At 64.8% G+C, this 16,464-nt stretch carries 8 protein-coding genes and 1 pseudogene; all 9 read right to left on the minus strand.

Annotation, left to right across the window (positions count from 1 at the left end; all coding sequences use genetic code 11):
• Window positions 1-220 precede the first annotated feature (220 nt).
• A complete protein-coding gene (locus AC4NN3_RS17050) occupies window positions 221-2,614 on the minus strand; it encodes a methyl-accepting chemotaxis protein (protein WP_491928284.1) in 2,394 nt (797 codons plus the stop codon).
• Between the two features lie 264 nt (window positions 2,615-2,878).
• Window positions 2,879-4,930 (minus strand): methyl-accepting chemotaxis protein, encoded by a 2,052-nt coding sequence (locus AC4NN3_RS17055; RefSeq protein WP_491928285.1) that lies wholly within the window; start codon window positions 4,928-4,930, stop codon window positions 2,879-2,881.
• Window positions 4,931-5,138: 208 nt separating this feature from the next.
• On the minus strand, window positions 5,139-7,172 hold the full coding sequence (locus AC4NN3_RS17060) for a methyl-accepting chemotaxis protein (RefSeq protein WP_491928286.1): 2,034 nt from the start codon (window positions 7,170-7,172) through the stop codon (window positions 5,139-5,141).
• Window positions 7,173-7,466: 294 nt separating this feature from the next.
• A complete protein-coding gene (locus AC4NN3_RS17065; RefSeq protein ID WP_491928287.1) occupies window positions 7,467-9,527 on the minus strand; it encodes a methyl-accepting chemotaxis protein in 2,061 nt (686 codons plus the stop codon).
• A gap of 139 nt (window positions 9,528-9,666) precedes the next feature.
• The gene (locus AC4NN3_RS17070; RefSeq protein WP_491928288.1) at window positions 9,667-12,195 is read right to left on the minus strand and encodes a methyl-accepting chemotaxis protein; all 2,529 of its coding nucleotides are present in this window, start codon (window positions 12,193-12,195) and stop codon (window positions 9,667-9,669) included.
• A gap of 257 nt (window positions 12,196-12,452) precedes the next feature.
• Window positions 12,453-12,842, minus strand: a complete 390-nt coding sequence (locus AC4NN3_RS17075) for a response regulator (RefSeq protein ID WP_056233086.1) — start codon at window positions 12,840-12,842, stop codon at window positions 12,453-12,455.
• A 117-nt stretch (window positions 12,843-12,959) separates the two neighbouring features.
• Window positions 12,960-14,009 carry a protein-glutamate methylesterase/protein-glutamine glutaminase gene (locus tag AC4NN3_RS17080; protein WP_491928289.1) on the minus strand — a complete coding sequence of 350 codons (1,050 nt, stop codon included), beginning with the start codon at window positions 14,007-14,009 and terminating at the stop codon, window positions 12,960-12,962.
• Window positions 14,006-14,851 carry a CheR family methyltransferase gene (locus AC4NN3_RS17085; protein WP_491928290.1) on the minus strand — a complete coding sequence of 282 codons (846 nt, stop codon included), beginning with the start codon at window positions 14,849-14,851 and terminating at the stop codon, window positions 14,006-14,008. The genes AC4NN3_RS17080 and AC4NN3_RS17085 overlap by 4 nt, the downstream gene beginning before the upstream one ends.
• 153 nt (window positions 14,852-15,004) lie before the next feature.
• Window positions 15,005-16,402, minus strand: a pseudogene (locus AC4NN3_RS17090) (methyl-accepting chemotaxis protein); the annotation flags it as partial.
• Between the last annotated feature and the right edge of the window lie 62 nt (window positions 16,403-16,464).

Genomic DNA, 16,464 nt, shown 5'->3' on the forward strand with positions numbered 1-16,464 from the left:
TATCGGCACTGACTAGGCCGGGGGTAATCACCCTGAATTGATCTTGATCAATGCTGTTCAAGGGTACCTTTTCGTACTTAACACATCATTAAATATTTCCCCGCGGAATTTATTATTGCCTATGTGCCGGGGTGGGCCGCTCGACCAGCAGCAGGCAAGGAAAAGGCACCCGAAGGTGCCTCTTTTGGGCCTGGAAGCGATAGCGGCCGCGCCGCGCGCCTCATCCGGCCCGCTTGAGCCGCTGCGGCCCGCGCCGGCCATCACTCAGGGTAAAGACGCTGATCACGCGGTCGAGTTCGCTGGCCTGGGCCTCGGTCTGTTCGATCGCCGCATTGGTCTGTTCCACCAGCGCCGCATTGTGCTGGGTCATCTCGTCCATCTGCCGCACCGCCACTGTCACGGCGTCGATGGCCTGCGCCTGCGCGCGGCTTGCCCGGGCAATCCCTTCGAGCATGCCGGCATTGGCCTTGATGGCCCGCTGCACGCTCACCAGGCCTTCGGCCGCATCGCCAACCAGCCGCGAGCCGCCAGCAACCTCAACGGCGCTCTGCTCGATCAGTGCCTTGACGTCCGCCGAAGCCGAGGCCGCCGACTGCGCCAGCCGCCGCACTTCCACCGCCACCACGGCAAAGCCCTTGCCGGCATCGCCGGCCCGCGCCGCTTCAACCGAGGCATTGAGGGCCAGCAGGTTGGTCTGGAAGGCGATGTCGTCGATCATGCCGATAATGTTGGAGATCTTGGCAGAGGAACTGGTAATCCGGTTCATCGCCTCGGTGGCCTGACCCATCACCGCGCCGCTGGTTTCCGCCTCGCCCGAGACGGCATGGGCCTGCTGGCTGGCAGCATCCGCCTCGTCGGCATTCTCCATCACCCGCCGGCTCAACTGCTCGATGGTTGCTGAGGTCTTCTCGATGGTCGCCGCCTGCCGCGTGGTGCGTTCGCTCAGGTCATTGGCGCCGGAGAGGATTTCGCCCGTGGCGGTCTTGAGCGCGCCCGAGGTGTCGCGCAACTGCCCGATAATGTCGTTCAGCCGCTCGGCCACCGCATTGGTATCGGTCTTGAGCTGGTCGAAGGCGCCCCGGAAACTGCCCGTCATGCGCTCGCCCAGATCCGCCCGGGCCAGCGCGGCCAGCACCGTGCCGGTGGCCTTGAGGCCATCGTCGACCGATGCCACCAGCGCATTGACGTTCTCGGCCAGCTGCCGCAGATCGGCATCGGGCTGGTTGGCCGCCAGCCGGTGGGAAAAATCCCCCTCCAGTGCGGCGGCCACGACCACGCCGATATCGCGCTGCAACGCCTGGATCACCTGGACCTGTCCGGCCCGCTCCTGGCTCATGTCCAGCTCCGCGCTCCGCAGGTCGCGCATCTTGATGCCATTGTTGCGGAACACTTCCACTGCCTCGGCCATGTAGCCCAGTTCGTCGGCGCGCTCGAGCCCGGGCACTGCCAGGTCGAAATTGTCCTGGGCGATGTCGGTCATGGCATCGGTCAGGCGGGAAACCGGGCGCGTCACCGTGCGGGCAAAGACGATGCTGACCGCCGCCGCGATCGCCAGCATCAGCGCGCCGATGGCCAGGATCGTGTTGCGCAGCCCGGCCGCCGGCGCCTCGATGGCCGCCTGGCTTTCCATGGCCACCACGGCCCAGTCCACCCCGGCAAAGTCGATCGGCTCGGCGGTGGCGCGATAGAGCGCACCCTCATGATGCTCGATGCTGCCCTGCCCCTTGGCGCCCCCCAGGGCATTGGTGATCACCTCCCCCTGCAGCACCAGATTGCCGGCATCCTCATCCTGGGTCAGCGGGGAATCATTGTGCACCATGCCACCGGCGCCGATCAGGAAGACCTCGCCGCTGGCGCCCAATCCCTTGACCCGCGCCAGCACCTCGTCGATCCGCTGGGTTGGCAGCTGGACGGCCATGACCCCGTCAATGGCGCCGTCACGATAGATCGGCGTGGCCATGAAACTGGCCGGCGCACCGGCACTGGGCGCATAGGGCATGAAATCGGACAGGACGATCATGCCGTCCGGGCTGGCCAGCGCGGCACGCGCGACCGCGCCCAGATCGCTGTCGGACCAGGGACCGCCGCCCACCTTGAAACTGGTGGCGAAATCGGCCTCCTTGTAGACGGTATAGACATTGGTCAGCTCGGCATCGAACAGGAAAATGTCGTAATAGCCGCGATTGAGCAGCAGTTTGCGCAGGTCGGGATGCACTGCCGCATGCACACGATCGTAGTCGGGCAGCAGGCTGGACGCATCGAGCAGCAGTTTCTCACCGGCCGGATGCGGATTGTTCGTGATATAGGCATTCTGCATCAGCTCGACAGGTTCGCCGCCTGCCTGCAGCCCGCGCACCGCGCCCGTCAGCTGGTCGAGCGCGCTGATCGTGTCGGCGCGCCCGGCAAACAGCGTCAGGTCGGCGGCGACCTCGGCCAGATAGGCCGACAGCACCGTGCTGGCATTGTCCGCCGCCGCATCGAGGCGCTGCTCGGCCTGCTGCGTTACCGTGGCACTGCTGATCAGATAGGCCGCCAGACCCACGCTTGCCCCGGCAAGCAGCGCAATGGCAACCACCGTGGCGGGCAGTTTGAAGGCAATCTTGAGTTGAGTCATCGACGGTCTCTCTCTGCCACAATGAGGGCCGGGCAGCTCGGTCGTGTGCGTTTGCGCCAATCCATGCCATCGCCAGACTTGCAGATCGTCACCATTGCCAGCGTCTTGTCGGGCACGGATGCATCCGGTTTTCATCACTGTGCACCCGGGCGCCTTGCTTTTTCATTAACCATAACGCCCCGGGACGGGCGCACACCCGGCCATGAAAATGGCGGCCGGGGATATCCCTGGCCGCCCCCATCCGATTGAGGTCTGCCCGATGGGCTAGAATTCGTTCCAGTCGGTCGACACCGCAGCATTGCCCTGGCTGAGATACTGCGCCGCGGCCTTGCGCACCACCGGGGCAGCCGGCTTGGCCGCGGGCTTTGCCGCCGGCCGGCCGGCCACGGCCGCGCGCGCCATCACCGCACTGCTCGATCCGCCGGCCGTAGCGAACACCGCGACGATCTCGTCGAGTTCGCCGGCCTGGCTTTCCGTCTGCTCGATGGCGGCATTGATCTCCTCGACCAGCGCCGCATTGTGCTGGGTCATCTCGTCCATCTGCCGCACGCCGACATTGACCTCCTCGATGGCCGAGGCCTGCTCGCGGCTGTCGCGGGCAATGCCCTCCATCACCGCGCTGGTCTCGCGCACGCCGGTCAGGATCGCCTCCAGCTTGCCGGCCGCTTCCGCCACCAGCTTGGTGCCGCCCGCCACTTCGCTCGCGCTCTGCTCAATCAGCACCTTGACGTCGGCCGAGGCCGATGCAGCTGACTGGGCGAGGCGGCGAACCTCGACTGCCACCACGGCAAAGCCCTTGCCGGCATCGCCGGCCCGGGCCGCTTCCACCGAGGCGTTGAGAGCGAGCAGGTTTGTCTGGAAGGCGATGTCGTCGATCAGCCCGATAATGTTGGAGATCTTGGCGCTCGAACTGGTGATCTTTTCCATGGCCCCGGTGGCCTGGCCCATCACCACGCCGCCCTCTTCGGCCGTCAGGGACACCGACTGCGATTTGGCGCTGGCCTCACCCGACTTGTTGGCATTGGCCAGCACGGTGGCCGCCAGCTGTTCCATGGTCGCCGAGGTCTCCTCGATCGTGGCTGCCTGCTTGGTGGTCCGTTCGCTGAGGTCATTGGCCCCGGCCAGGATCTCGCTGGTGGCCGTGCGCAGCGACTGGGAGGTATTCTTGAGCCGGTTGACCACGTCGGTCAGCCGGTCGGCCACCGCATTGGTATCGGCCTGCAGCTGGGCAAAGGCGCCCTGGTAATTGCCTTCCATCCGCTCGGTCAGGTCGGTATTGGCCAGCGCCTTGAGCACGCGCCCGGTTTCACTGAGGCCATCTTCGACGGTCTTGACCAGGCTGTTGACGCTGCCGGCCAGGCTGTTGAGCTCGTGATCGGGAAATTCCGCGCTGACGCGCTTGGAGAAGTCGCCGGCAATCGCCGAATCCACCACTTCGCCGAAGGCACCCTGCAGCTGGGTCATCATCAGGCGACGCTGCTGCTCGTCGGCAATGATGCGCGCCGCCTCGGCCTCGGTCATCTGGCTGACCTTGAGGCCCTGCTCGCGGAACACCTCCACCGAGCGCGCCATGTCGCCGATCTCGTCGCGGCGATCCATGCCGTGCGGCACCACGCCGAAATCACTGGCAGCGATGCGCACGATGTCGCTGTTGAGCTTGGCAATGGGCTTGGAGATCGAGCGCGCGATCACCACGCCGATGATGAGCAGCAGCAGCGTGACGCCAAAGGCTATGGCGCCGCTGATCTGGGCCGCCTGCAGGAAGATCGCATCCACCTGGGTGGTCAATACGCCAGAGGCAATCGTCCAGCCCCAGGGCTCGAAGGCCTGGGCATAGCTGATCTTGTCGAACTCGCCGCCCTCGGGCGACTTGAACAGATAGGTGACGAAGGTGGAGCCATTCGCCTTGGCATTGGTGACCATTTCCTTGATGTAGAGCTTGCCGCGGCCATCCGCTTCGATCGACCGGTCGCTGCCCTGCTTTTCCGGCTTGGTCGGATGCATCAGCATGACCATGTCATAGGTATCGATGAAGACGTATTCCTTGCCCTGGTAGCGGAAGCCGCGCAGCGACTCGAGCGCCAGCGTCTTGGCCTGTTCTTCTGTGAACTCGCCGGCCTGGAAGCGGTCATAGTAGTTCTGGGCGATGCTGGTCGCGCCCTGCACCACGCTTTGCAGCTCGGTGCGCTTGAAGTTGTCGAGGTTCTCGCGCAGCGTATAGAGCTGATAGGCCAGTACGCTGGCAAAACCGATGGCGAAAATAAAGATCAGCGCGTACAGACGCCGCGCAATACTGCCGGTGAAAAGGTTGATCACGAAAAGGCTCCGGGAGGGATGTTGACGGAGTGTCGACAAGGGGGGGCGGACAAATCTTGGTGGCGATCGTCAGGCCTCGCATCCAGTCCCTCATACCGTCATCAGAACAATTGTGGCGTCTGCCTTAATGTTCGGTAAATCCACTACTGGCCCGACAAAAAATAAGGGCGCCCGCAGGCGCCCTTTGCTTGTCGATCGTTGTTGGCGACTAGAATTCCGACCAGTCCGGCGCTAGCGCGGCATTGCCACGGCTGAGATAGGCTCGGGCCGCCGACGACCCCTTGTCTGCCGACCCTTGCGAAACGGCCGGCGCAACCCGCACGCGGCGTGGCGACGCCACTACTGCCCCCTCGGCGAGGGTGAAGACTTCAACCACCCGATCGAGCTCGCTGGCCTGGGCCTCGGTCTGCTCGATCGCCGCATTGGTCTGTTCCACCAGCGCCGCATTGTGCTGGGTCATCTCGTCCATGGTGCGCACGGCCACCGAAACCTCGTCGATCGCCGAGGCCTGGTCGCGGCTGGCCTTGGCGATTGCCTGCATCAGCACCGCATTTTCATTGACCGCCGCCAGCATGGCTGCCAGCTGGTCGGCCGCATTGGACACCAGCTTGGAGCCGCCCGAAACCTCGCTGGCACTCTGCTCGATCAGCGCCTTGACGTCAGCCGAGGCACTGGCCGCCGACTGGGCAAGGCGTCGCACTTCCACCGCGACCACGGCAAAGCCCTTGCCGGCATCGCCGGCCCGCGCCGCTTCCACCGAGGCATTGAGCGCCAGCAGGTTGGTCTGGAAGGCGATGTCATCGATCATGCCGATGATATTGGAAATCTTGGCCGAACTTGAGGTAATGCGCGCCATGGCTTCATTGGCCTCGCTCATGGTGACGCCGCTCTGGGCTGCACTGCCCGAGACCGACTGCGCCTTGCCATTGGCATCCTCGGCCATGCGCGCATTTTCGGCCACGGTGCTGGCCAGCTGTTCCATCGCCGCCGAAGTCTCCTCGATGGTGGCGGCCTGCTTGGTGGTCCGCTCGGACAGATCGTTCATGCCCGACAGGATCTCGCCGGTCGCCTGCTTGAGCGACCCGGAAATCTTCTTGGCATTGCCCACCACTTCGGTCAGCTTTTCGCTCACCGCATTGGTGTCGCTCTGCAACTGGGCAAAGGCGCCCTGATAGTCGCCGCGCATGCGCTGTGTCAGATCGGTATTGGCCAGGGCGCCCAGCACGGCGCCGGTTTCGCCAATGCCGCGATCCACCGTCTCCACCAGATTGTTGACGCTGCTCGCCAGCGCGTTGAGCTCGGGATCGGGAAACTGGGCATGCACGCGCTTGGAGAAGTCCCCGGCAATGGCGGCGTCCACCACCTCGCCGAACGCCGCCTGCAGCGTCACCATCATGTCGGTACGCTCGGCACTGCGGCGCAGCGCTGCCGCGCGCTCCTCTTCGGTCATGTCGGCCATCTTGAGGCCGTTCTGGCGGAACACCTCGACGGCACGCGCCATTTCGCCGGCTTCATTGCCGCGGCCAATATAGGGTACCTCGGCGCTGTAGTCGCCATCGGCCACCCGGCGCATGGTTTCAGCCAGGCGCGGCACTGGCGCCATCATCAGGCGCGACAGCCAGTAGCCCAGCCCGCCCAGCACCACCAGCGCGGCCGCGCCCACCATCAGCAGCAGCGTCAGCGTTTGGTAGATCACCCCCTGGATGTCTGCCTTGTCGATACCGACAAACACGATGCCCACCGGCGTGCCCGTCTGGTCGACAATGGGCTGGTAGGCGGTGTAATAGGACCGGCCGACAATCGTCGCCTCGCCGAAATAGGTCTTGCCCTCCATGATCGCCGCATAGACGGCGCCGGTCTTGCCCAGCGGCGTGCCCAGGATACGGGCGCCGTCGGCCCCCTCGATGGTGGTCGTGATCCGCATGAAATCCTGTTCGACCGGATCCCAGCCAAAGATGGTGGCGGCCTCGCCGGTAACCCGGGCGATGGAATCGACCAGCCCATTGTCGAGGAACTGGCGCGGCATCGCCCAGGTACGGATCGCGGTGATGTCGCCGGTCTCGTTCCATTCCACCTCGGCGCCGGGCAGGCTGCCTTCAACGATGGTGGCGGCAGTCTTCAGGTTGGCAACCTGCTGCCGCATGGCATTCCCGGTGGTGGCAGCACTCAGGTTGATGAAGATCGCGGCTGAAATCACGCTGACAGAAACGATGATCGCCGAGATCACCAGTGCCGCTATCATCGTGGTTAACTTGATGTTGCCAATGAATTGACCGAGCCGTTTGATCATGTTTCTGCCCCAAAATCAGAATGCATTGCTGTCAGTTGCAGCACTTAAATTACGATTAAGGGTAGCAGCGGCTGCTTAACTGAGTGTTTAACAGCAGTATTTCGCGGCCGCGCCTGGTCCGGCAGAATCTAAATTCCTCGTGGCAAAGGAAATTTTTCGACACCGCACACCAAGGCAATCCCGCATCGCTTTTCAGCGATCCGGGATTGCGGGCAGGTCGGCGCTTCGTTCAAGCTGTCGCGACGGCTAGAATTCGTTCCAGTCGCGGTCGATGGCGGCATTGCCCTGGCTGAGATAGGCGCGGGCTGACGGGACACGACGCGCCGGTATCGGTGCCTCGCGGGCCGGCACGGCCTTGCTGCCGGAGCGGGCATGACCCACGGCAAAGATGTCAACGATGCCGTCCAGCGCCGTCGCCTGGGCTTCGGTCTGCTCGATCGCGGCATTGATCTCTTCAACCAGCGCCGCATTGTGCTGGGTCATTTCGTCCATGGTGCGCACCGCGGTCGAGACTTCGTCGATCGACCCGGCCTGCTGCCGGCTTTCCCGGGCGATGTCGATCATCAGCGCGCTCGATGACCGGGAGGCCCCCAGCACCGCTTCCAGCTTGCCGGCAGCATCCACCACCAGTTTCGAGCCGCCCGCCACTTCCGTCGCACTCTGATCGATCAGCACCTTGACCTCGGCCGAGGCACTGGCCGCCGACTGCGCCAGGCGCCGCACTTCCACCGCCACCACGGCAAAACCCTTGCCGGCGTCACCGGCGCGCGCCGCTTCCACCGAGGCGTTCAGCGCCAAAAGGTTGGTCTGGAAGGCAATGTCGTCGATCAGCCCGATAATGTTGGAGATCTTGGCCGAACTCTGGGTGATGCGCTCCATCGCCTCGGTGGCCCGATGCATCACCTGGCCGCCGTCCTCAGCGGCCTGGGTGACCGTGCCGGCAACGGTGCTGGCCTCGCCGGCCAGTTCGGCATTCTTCATCACCGTCCGCGCCAGCTGCTCCATGGCCGCCGAGGTTTCCTCGATTGTGGCCGCCTGTCGCGTCGTCCGTTCGGATAGGTCATTGGCGCCGCTGAGGATCTCGCCGGTCGCCGTCTTCAGCGTCCCCGACGTCTCGCGCAACTGCCCGACCACTTCGGACAGCTTGTCGGCCACTGCATTGACGTCGCTCTTGAGCTTGGCAAAGGCGCCGTCATAGTCACCTTCCATCCGCTGCGTCAGGTCGGTATTGGCCAGGGCGCCGAGCACCTCGCCGATGCCCGTAACACCGCGATTGAACGTGGCCACCAGCGAATTGATGCTGGCCGCCAGCCCGTTCAGTTCCGGATCGGGGAACTCCACCGCCACCTGCTGGCTGAAATCGCCGGCCACCGCGGCATCGACCACCGCGCCGAAGGCCGACTGCAATTGCGTCATCATCTCCTGGCGCGCCTGCTGGTCGGCAATGATCCGCGCGGCCTCGGCCTCGGTCATCTCGCTGATGCGAAGACCGCTGGCGCGGAACACTTCCACGGCGCGCGCCATGGCGCCCAGCTCATTGCCACGGTCAAGATAGGGCACTTCGGTGGCGAAATCGCCGGCGGCAATGGCTTCCATGGCCGTGGCAATGCGCGGTATCGGTCGCATCAGCAGGCGCGTGATCACCAGGCTGATGGCGCCGAGCACACTGATCAGCGCCAGCCCCATCACCACCATGCCCGGCACCGCGTCATTGGCGCTGGCTTCCGCCGCCGCCACATCGCCACCCACGAAATAGGCGCCGATAAGGTCGTTCTTGAGGGTACTGATCGGCTGAAACGCGCCAAATAGCTGCGTCCCGTTCATTGTCACCGTGCCGAAATAGGGCTGGTTGGCCGCCAGCGCGGCATGCTCGGGCGAGGCCGGGTCGAGCACGAAATCGATGATGCGCGCGCCATCGGCGCCGACAAAGCTGGTCGACTTGGCCACAAACTGCTGGCTGTCCTTGTCGAGGCCGAACACCACGGCCGAGCCCTTGGTGATATGCGTCACCGCGTCCACCGCGCCGGTGTCGTGAAAGAACGGGATACTATAGGTCTGGAACGCCGCGACCGAGCCGTCCTCGGCCCAGGTGACCGCCGAGCCGGACAGCCGTTTTTCCAGGATCGTGCCCGCCACCTGCAGGTTTGACACCTGCTGGGTGATGCTCTGCTCCACCGATTGGGTGCGCAGGTTGACGTAACCGCTGACCGAAAAGGCCACGATGGTGACCACGATGCTCATCAATACCAGCCCGGCGATCGCCGTTGTCAGCTTGATATTGCCCCAGAATCCCGCAATGGCTCTCATGAATCACTTGCTCCCCTCGACACGAAATATGCGCCGCCTTGTATGGTAGATATCATGACGGTTCTTAACGTCTGGTTGCCTTGCAACGTTTGAATAGCCCCAAGGGCCCCGCTGCGTAGTCGCCCAGCGCCGGGCAAGGCTAGAACTCGTTCCAGTCCCGCTCGACCGCTGCATTGCCATGGGCCAGATAGGATTTGGCCACCGATTTGAGCTTGTTCTGCAGGCCCCGCGCCCCCTCGCCAAAACCCCTGGCCGCTGCCGGCGCCGACTGGCTGGGAGCGGCCTGACGCGTCCGGGTCGCGGTTTCATCGATGGCAAAGATATCCACGATGCGGTCGAGCTCGCTGGCCTGCGCCTCGGTCTGCTCGATGGCCGCATTGATCTCCTCGACCAGCGCCGCATTGTGCTGGGTCATCTCGTCCATGGTCCGCACGGCGGTATTGACCTCGTCGATCGAGGACGCCTGCTCGCGGCTTTCCTTGGCGATGCCGCTCATCAGCGCATTGGACGTACGCGCCTCCCCCAGCATCGAGGCGAGCTTGGCGGCCGCATCGGCCACCAGGCGCGAACCGCCCTTGACCTCGGTGGCGCTCTGTTCGATCAGCACCTTGACCTCGGCCGAGGCGCTGGCCGCCGATTGCGCCAGCCGCCGCACCTCCACCGCCACCACGGCAAAGCCCTTGCCGGCGTCACCGGCGCGCGCGGCTTCCACCGAGGCATTGAGGGCCAGCAGGTTCGTCTGGAAGGCGATGTCGTCGATCAGCCCGATAATGTTGGAAATCTTGGCCGAACTCTGGGTAATGCGCTCCATGGCATCGGTGGCCTGACCCATCACCTGCCCGCCCTCTTCGGCCGTCAGCGTCACATTGGCGGCCACGGCCGCTGCATCATTGGCGCGCTGCGCATTCTGCAGCACTGTCGCTGCCAGCTGCTCCATGGTGGCCGAGGTCTCCTCGATCGTCGCCGCCTGCTTGGTGGTGCGTTCGGACAGGTCATTGGCGCCGCTGAGGATTTCCCCGGTCGCGGTCTTGAGCGTGCGCGAGGTGTCCTTGAGCTGGCCGACCACGTCGCCCAGCTTGTCGGCCACCGCATTGGTATCGGTCTTGAGCCTGGCAAAGGCCCCTTCGTATTCGCCTTCCATGCGCTGCGTCAGGTCGGTATCGGCCAGCGCCGCCAGCACCACGCCGATATCGGTGACGCCGCGGTTGAACGTGCTCACCAGGTTGTTGACCGAGCGCGCCAGCGTATTGAGTTCGTCATCGGGGAATTCGGCCTCCACCTGCCGGCTGAAATCGCCGGCAATCGCCGCATCCACCACCGCGCCAAAGGCGCGCTGCAGATCCGCCATCATGGCGGCGCGTTCGGCCTGGCTGCGGATGATCTGGGCGGCTTCCGCCTCGGTCATCTGCGCCATCTTGAGCCCGTTTTCGCGGAACACTTCCACGGCGCCGGCCATGGCACCGATTTCGTCCTGGCGCGCCGTGCCGGCAACAGTCACGTCGAGATCACCCTCGGCCAGGGCTTCCATGGTCTGCGTCAACCGGCTCAGCGGCCGGCTGACCGAGCGCGCGAAGAAATAGCCCGCCAGCGCCGCCACGGCCAGCAGCCCGCCGCCGACCAGCACGATCATCGTGCCCATATGGGTGACGGCGGCATAGACTTCTTCTTCCGGCTGCACCGCCACCACGGCCCAGGAGACGTCACCCACGCTCACCGCCTGCGCCCGCACCACCATGGGTGCGGCGCGATAGTCGGTGCTGGTGCCCTCGGCAGATTCGCCGGCCAGGGCCCGCGCGACCACATCGGAGGTGAGGCTCGCCTGCAGCACGTCCGGTGTATCGGTCCGCGGCGACTCGGTGCGCAGCAGGCCATCGCCACCCACCAGCACCACTTCGCCGCTCAACCCGAGACCCGACAGCGCCGCGACACGGGCGCTGATCACGTCGGTGGGGATCGCCAGCACCATGACGCCGGTGACTTCTGCCTTTTCGAACACCGGCATGGCCATGAAGCTCGCGGCGGCGCCCGTCGGGGCATAATTGGAATAGTCGATAAAGGCGGCCTGGCCCTCCGGGAGGTCCTTGGCGGCGGTAAAGATCTGGCCGAGCCCCGAACTGGCCATAGCGGTATCGGCGACCACATTGGTGGCAAAATCGGTATTCTTGGCGACCGAATAGACCACGTCGCCTGCCATGCTGATCAACAGTACGTCGGCATAGGCGCGTTCCTGCATCAGCGTGCGGAAGCCGGGATGGAAGCGCTTGTGCGGCGCATCATAGGTGGCGCCCTTGATATTGCTGTCGACCGCGGCCCGGTCTTCCGGATTGGGACTTTCGGTGACATAGGCAGTCTGCAGCTGCAGGGCCGCCCGTTCCTTGAGGCCCATGCGCAACTCGTCGAGCGAGCGCGTCAGGTTCTTCATTGCCGTAACGGTATCGGAGCGCTGCACGAACAGGCGCAGATCAACCTCGGCACTCGCGTAATAGTCGCTGACCAGCGCCACGGCCGTCTGCAGCGATGCCTGCATGGATTGCTCGCGCTGCTGCTGCACCGTCCCCAGCCCGATCCAGTAACTGGCCAGGCCAACGCCCGCGCCCACCAGCAGGGCGGAGCCGACCAGCGCCAGCGGCAATTTCTGGGCAATCTTCAGGCGCGGAAAAAATCTCATGTTTCAAACTCCTCGACGATGATCGCGCCTGTTGCGGGGGAGTCCTGTGCGGCTCCGGCGTCGATCGTCACGCGCAACGTGACCAAATCATGCAAACGATACATCTGCGGGGATTAACCGCTTGTTACGCCCGGCGGGGTCCGCGCCGATTCGTCGACACGGTGCCTGGTGCGCAGGCGCACCCCAAAGCAAGACGCCCCCCGACCGGGGTCGGGAGGCGTAAAATGGCAGGCCGTCGATTCAAGGCCGGCAGGCGATCAGCTCAGCGCGCCGATCACCGCCTCGATGCGCTTTTTCATGGTGGAGGCGTCGAACGGCTTGATGATGTAATTGTTCACGCCAAAGGAAATGGCTTCCTTGACCTGCTCCTTGTCGGAACGGCCGGTCGCCATGATGAATGGCATGGCCTGGGTACGCGGATGCTTGCGGATCACCTTGAGCAAGGTCAGCCCGTCAATGTCTTCCATGTTCCAGTCGGAAATGATCAGGTCGACATTGGATTTCTCCAGCTTGCCCAGGGCATCGCGACCGCTCTTGGCCTCGATGATGTCCTTGAAGCCCAGCTGGGTGAGGATGTACTTGCAGATACCGCGCATGGACTGCTGATCATCGACGATGAGAACACTGACTGCGCTGGCTTTAGGCATGTTGGAATTCACCTTCCTGGTGCCCGGGGCATGACAGCCCCGGTATTTGTGCAAACACTAGGCAAGAAGCGTTACAAATCTCTCAATCCGCATCGCGACATTGCGCCAAGCAGCCGATCAGGCTGCAGACTTGAGGCGCACCAGTGCGTTAGCGAGACGGCTGGCGATCTCTTCGACCGGCGCCTGCTCGACAACGGCGCCTTCTTCGAAGGCAACACGCGGCATGCCATAGACCAGGGCCGAGGATTTGCTCTGTCCCACCGTATAGGCGCCGGCATCGCGCATCATCTTGAGTCCGCGCGCGCCGTCGCGCCCCATGCCGGTCAGGATCGCGCCCACCGCCAGGTGGCCGACCGTCTTGGCCACCGATTCAAACAGGATGTCCACGCTGGGGCGATGGCCCGAGGTCAATTCGTCCTGGGTCAGCCGGCACTTGAGTTGTCCCGAGGATTTTTCGACCCGCAGGTGATAATCGCCCTTGGCCACATAGGCATGGCCGGGCAGCAGCAGCATGCGGTCTTCGGCTTCCACCACCTTGAGCGCACACACTTCGTCCAGGCGCGCCGCAAAGCGGTTGGTGAAGCCGGGCGGCATGTGCTGGGCAATCACGATGGGCGGGCAGTCGCCCGGCATCTGCGCCAGTACCGCGCGAATGGCTTCCACGCCACCGGTCGAGGCACCAATGGCAATCAGCGCGCCTTGGGGGGCGGCGGCCGTCTTGAGCGCGACCCGCGGGGCGTCGGCCCGTGTAGCCGAACGGCCGCGCACATCGGACTTGGCCGCAGCGCGGATCTTGTCGCGCAAGCCCGCGCCAAAAGCCTCGATGCCGCCGGCAAATTCGGCGCTCGGCTTGGCCACGAAATCGACGGCGCCCAATTCGAGCGCCAGCAAGGTTTCGCTGGCGCCCTTCTTGGTCAGCGTCGACACCATGATGACCGGCGTCGGCCGCAGCCGCATCAGCTTTTCGAGAAACTGCAGCCCGTTCATATTGGGCATTTCGATATCGAGCGTCACCACATCGGGGTTGAGCTGCTTGATCTTCTCGCGCGCGTCGATCGGATCGGTGGCAGTGCCCACCACCTCGATATCGCCGTCGCGCGTCAGCGTGCGGGTCAGGACTTCACGGATCAGCGCCGAATCGTCGACCACCAGGACCTTGATACTCATGCCGCCTCCTGCTTGTTCTGCTTGGCCTTGGCCTGGTAGATCGTCTTGCCGACCAGGCGCAGCCCCTCGCCGCCCGAGCCGACATTCTCCGAGTGGCCGATATAGAGAAAGCCTTCCGGCGCGATCAGCTTGGTGAAGCGGCCAAACACTTCGCCCTGCGTCTGCTTGTCGAAATAGATCGCCACATTGCGGCAGAACACGGCATCGAACGGTCCCTTCATCGGCCAGGCGCCGATCAGGTTGAGCGGCTTGAACGACACCAGGCTGCGCACCACCTCGGGCACCCTGATGGTGCCGTCGCCGGGCTGGGTGAACGGCGCGGCGCGTTCGCGCGACAGCCCGCTCAGCTCATTTTCCGGATAGACGCCGCGGGCCGCCTTTTCGATGACCGCCGTATCGATATCGGTAGCCAGGATCTTGAAGTCCCAGCGCTTGAGCTCGGGAAACGCGCCCAGCAGGTCCATGCCGATCGTGTAGGGTTCCTGGCCCGTCGAGCAGCCCGCCGACCAGATGCGCAGCCGGCTGCCGCGCGGCTTGCTCGCCAGCAGGCTCTCGACATATTTGCGCAGGTGATCGAAGTGATGGTCCTCGCGATAGAACCGGGTCAGGTTGGTGGTCAGCGCGTTGACGAATTCCTGGCCGTCCTGGCCGGTACCGCCGCGCTCGAGAAAGTCGACATAGGCATCAAAGCTGGGCAGGCCGAGCGAGCGCACGATCTTGGACAGGCGCGACACCACCAGCGTCCGTTTGGCATCACTCAGCGAGATTCCTGCGACCTGATAAACGCGACCTTTGATCCGCGCAAATTCACGTTCGCTAAGGGAGATTTCCCCCTGTTCCATGCCAGCTACCCCAATTGCCCCGACCACCAGCAAGGCAGTCGTTTAAGCGTTAGCCCGTCGCGGCGGCCGATGGGCGACCGTGGCGGGCTCATCCGATATGCCCAGCCGCCCGGTCAGCCGGCTCAGCGCCGCCTCACCCTGGCTCAGGGTCGCGCTGATATTGTCAGTCTCATTACTTAGATTGCGTAAATGTGCCGCCAGATCGGCGATGATTTTTGCCAAACCCTTGACTGCATTGATTTCATTCTCGGTTTGCGCCCGGCCGCGACTGACGACTGCGCGGATTTCCTTGGCAGATCTGTTGATCAGTTGCGCCAGCTGCCGCACCTCGTCGGCAACCACCGCAAAGCCGGCGCCTTTTTCGCCGGCCCGCGCCGCCTCGACGGCCGCATTGAGCGCCAGCAGATTGGTCCGGAACGACACCGCCTCGATGGCCTGCACCAGCTTGTCGATCTCGCCGGTCATGCTGTCGAACTCGCCCACCATGACCTGCGTGCGCTGCACTGCCTGTTCGGCCGCCCCCGCCAGGTTCTGCGCATTATGGCCGATCGTCCGCGTTGCGCCCAGCTGGCCGCCCCCCTCGCCCAGCGCCCGCCTGGCCGCCTCGGCATCGCCCAGATTGCTGGCCGCCAGCGCGCTCAGCCGCGCCAGCCGCGCCTCGAAATGGGCCACCAGCGGGCCGATCTGGCCCAGCCGCGCCTGCAGCCGATCGCGGCTGTCGCGCGTCTCGTCCAGCTCTTCGCCCAGCGCCCGCACAACATCATCGAACCGGCGCGCCACCGCGCCCAGCGGGCCCTCGAGCGCATCGGGCAGGTCGCCCTCGCCGACCGCCACCTCGGCAAGCTGCAGCAGGCTGCCATCCAGCCGCGCCAGGCCCCGGTTGAGCGCGGCCAGGGCCGGATTGGCCAGGGCCGCTCTCGTGTCAAACCGAAAGCCGGTCTGCCCGCCCGCCAGGGCACCGGCAAAGGCATCGAGTTCGTCATCCTGCAGATAGCTCCCCGCCGGCACCAGTTCGAGCAGCAGGCATGTGCCCGCCACGGCCTGGCGCCGCAGGGTGAACCGTGCCCCGCCCACCAGTACCAGGCGCCCCCCGGACATGTCCGCCGACGCGCCCCCAGCGCCAAGCCCGAGCACGGCATCGACCGCAGCGCCCGCAACGGCTCCCGTGGCCAGGCGCGTCATGCCGGCGCTGGCGGCCAGTATCCGTTCTTTTTCGTCGACCAGTACCATCGGGTGATCGAGGGCCGACAGCATGCCCTCGAGCTGCTGCGTCCAGGCACGCCGCTGCTCCAGCTGCGCCAGGATAGTCGTCACTGTTGGTTTGGGATCGGACAGCCCCGCGGCGGTAGCCAGCGCCAGCCTGTCGCGACCCGCCTGCCGGTCCAGCTGCGACGCGGCCAGCAGCGTGCCGGCAAGCGCCATGAGGCCAAGGCCGACCAGCACGGCGAGCTGGGGCAGGCCCGGCGCCACCAGTCCGCTCAATCCTGACCCCAGGGCGCCGGCCACCAGCCAGCATAGGGCCGCTGCGACCGCTAGGCGCAGGCCAGGCATGGGAGACTGTCCGTCGTCAGATCATTTGGCGCATTTTGGGTTGCGGATTAGCGGAGTATCGG

The organism is Devosia sp. MDV22-iso42 (assembly GCF_058629155.1).

Bases quoted from the DNA above. Each gene is read 5' to 3' on its own strand.
- AC4NN3_RS17050 (WP_491928284.1), bottom strand. From the start codon at position 2,614: ATGACTCAACTCAAGATTGCCTTCAAACTGCCCGCCACGGTGGTTGCC.
- AC4NN3_RS17070 (WP_491928288.1), bottom strand. From the start codon at position 12,195: ATGAGATTTTTTCCGCGCCTGAAGATTGCCCAGAAATTGCCGCTGGCG.
- AC4NN3_RS17075 (WP_056233086.1), bottom strand. From the start codon at position 12,842: ATGCCTAAAGCCAGCGCAGTCAGTGTTCTCATCGTCGATGATCAGCAG.
- AC4NN3_RS17080 (WP_491928289.1), bottom strand. From the start codon at position 14,009: ATGAGTATCAAGGTCCTGGTGGTCGACGATTCGGCGCTGATCCGTGAA.
- AC4NN3_RS17085 (WP_491928290.1), bottom strand. From the start codon at position 14,851: ATGGAACAGGGGGAAATCTCCCTTAGCGAACGTGAATTTGCGCGGATC.
- AC4NN3_RS17065 (WP_491928287.1), bottom strand. From the start codon at position 9,527: ATGAGAGCCATTGCGGGATTCTGGGGCAATATCAAGCTGACAACGGCG.
- AC4NN3_RS17060 (WP_491928286.1), bottom strand. From the start codon at position 7,172: ATGATAGCGGCACTGGTGATCTCGGCGATCATCGTTTCTGTCAGCGTG.